Source organism: Mycobacterium sp. TH-M25, assembly GCF_057473665.1.
The window spans coordinates 1-2,257 of the sequence record NZ_JBYCLA010000360.1 but is presented as its reverse complement, the minus strand read 5'-3'; the positions used below and the strand labels follow the sequence as shown (position 1 = coordinate 2,257).

General features: G+C 62.6%; 3 protein-coding genes. All 3 read right to left on the bottom strand.

Annotated elements, in window-relative coordinates; translation table 11 throughout:
- Nucleotides 1–521 (bottom strand): ATP-binding cassette domain-containing protein (locus AC2VOU_RS12200; RefSeq protein ID WP_486957615.1); only part of this gene is annotated, 521 nt, incomplete at its 3' end.
- A gap of 77 nt (nucleotides 522–598) precedes the next feature.
- Complete coding sequence (locus AC2VOU_RS12195; protein ID WP_257720465.1) at nucleotides 599–1,168, bottom strand: single-stranded DNA-binding protein; 570 nt, start codon at nucleotides 1,166–1,168, stop codon at nucleotides 599–601.
- Nucleotides 1,169–1,273: 105 nt separating this feature from the next.
- Nucleotides 1,274–2,257: lysophospholipid acyltransferase family protein (locus AC2VOU_RS12190; RefSeq protein ID WP_486957614.1), on the bottom strand; the 984-nt coding region annotated here is incomplete at its 5' end.

The following is a 2,257-nucleotide window of genomic DNA, read 5'->3' as shown; positions in this document are numbered from 1 at the left end:
AGTAGCTTGCACAGCGCCACCCGACGCCGCTCACCACCGGACAGGTTTGTGACCGGTTCGTCGGGCGGCGGGCAGCGCAGCGCGTCCATGGCCTGCTCCAGTTGCGAGTCGAGGTCCCACGCGTCGGCGTGGTCCAGTTCCTCTTGTAGCCGGCCCATCTCTTCCATCAACTCGTCGGAGTAGTCGGTGGCCATTAATTCGGCGACCTCGTTGAAACGGTCAAGCTTGATCTTGATGTCGCCCAAGCCCTCTTCCACGTTGCCGCGAACCGTTTTTTCCTCGTTCAACGGCGGCTCCTGCTGCAGAATGCCGACACTGGCGCCGGTAGCCAGGAACGCGTCGCCGTTGTTCGGCTTGTCCATACCGGCCATAATCCGCAAGACGCTCGACTTACCGGCACCATTCGGGCCGACGACACCGATCTTGGCTCCAGGGAAGAAGCTCAGCGTAACGTCGTCGAGGATTACCTTGTCACCGTGCGCCTTGCGGACCTTCTTCATCGTGTAGATGAACTCAGCCATGCCGCCGTATTGCCTTTCTGGTCTGCAGAGTTATTCGCGACCATCCTAGGCACGACGCCACAGCCGCAATTCGGCCCCTAAGCCGACATGGGTAATGCGTCGAGCCCAGTAGCGGCTTCGCCGGCCGGGCTCGGATCGGCCCCGGCGGCGGGATCCCCGTCGGGAGCTCCGGTAACAGCACCGGCGGCCGTGGGGCTGGAGTCCCCGTTCGGACCGGTGTACGCGGGTTTCTCGATGCGCACAATCACCCGCGACAGATCCGGACCTACCGAGGTGGCCCGCATCTCCAACGACGAACGGCGTATGCCGTCCCGGTCCTCGTACTCGCTGGTGTAGACGTGGCCGACCACGATCACCGGTGCGCCCTTACCCAACGCGGCACCGACCCCGGTGACCAATCTTCCCCAACAGTTGACGGTGATGAACAGCGAATTTCCGGGCTCCCAGCCGCCATCACCGGTGCGACGGCGAGAATTGCTGGCCACCCGGAACTTGACCACCTCCTGACCGCCCACCTTCCGGCGTTGCAGGTCGTTGACGATGTGACCGACTACGGTTAACGGCGTTTCGAACACTGGCTCATTCCCTTCGTTGCTTGCTCTGTTGTCGTCTTTGGGCCGGGACGCGTTGGCCCTTCCGATGGCCATTCAGCGCGGCGCTACCGACAACGAGGGACAGCACGGGCCCGCACCCGCTGACCCTGTGGAAAGACACGCGACTGTGGATCAGTCGACCGAGCGGTCCAAGCGTCACTAACGCGATTTGAACTCACGGACGATGAACCGGCTGCGCGCGATCTGTTCGACGTAGTCGAAATCTCGCCGAATGTTCCGCAACTCCCGTCGGAAAGCCAGCCGGCGTTCAGCGAGATCCGGAGCGGGCGCTATCAGATTCTGATCGACAGCGACCTGGTACGCGGTGGCGAACAGCAGCGTCGACACCGATTCGCTGCTGCGGACCCGGCCCTGTGCCACGTACTGGTGTCCGACCCCGAGCGCCAACTCCGTCAGTTCCTGCTGGCCAATATCCGCCGGGGCATCGCGCAACACGTCGGCGACAATGTCGTACGCCTCGAAAAACACCCGCAGCATCGCGTCCGAGATCAACGGTCGTTTGGTCAGCAGCATCGCGTCGATCTCATCACCATCGCCGGATACCCGCGCCTCCCAATTCTCGTGCCAGGCGATTTCTTCGGCGATGTTGGCGCGAAACGCCGCCGAATCGGCGAAATAGAAATCGAATTTCAACAGATCACGCAGCCGCATCGCCTGCGCCCAGAACACCGCCATACGGTCGCCCTCGACATGCCTGGCGTGCGCCAAGGCCAGTTCGACGATCGAGGTCTCCAGGAAGGCATGTATCACCGAGTTGCGGTAGAACGCCGCGGCGTGTTCATTGCCGGGTGCGATGTACCACACCGGCTCCCGACCGCTATCAACCCGAGTGACCGGATGTCCGCTGGACAATGTGTCAACCGCAGCGCGCACGCCGTCGCGCGAACGTAGCCGCAGCGCACTCGTCGACACGGGAGTCTGCTTGCGTTCCAGATAATCCAGTGATTCTTGCAACGTGTGGTGCAGTTGATCGAGCGTCAAGGCCACCCCACGAGTGGTCAGCAGCAACGCGGACACCAACGCCGTCGCCGTCACCGGCGTCGCACGCAGAATCCGCCACGCAACTTCGAACGACATTTTCTGCAGCGCAAGCCGTTTGGCGTCCTGATCGTGGACCAATGC

Excerpts from the sequence above, each read along its gene's own strand:
- AC2VOU_RS12195 (WP_257720465.1), bottom strand. The coding sequence starts at position 1,168 with ATGGCCATCGGAAGGGCCAACGCGTCCCGGCCCAAAGACGACAACAGA.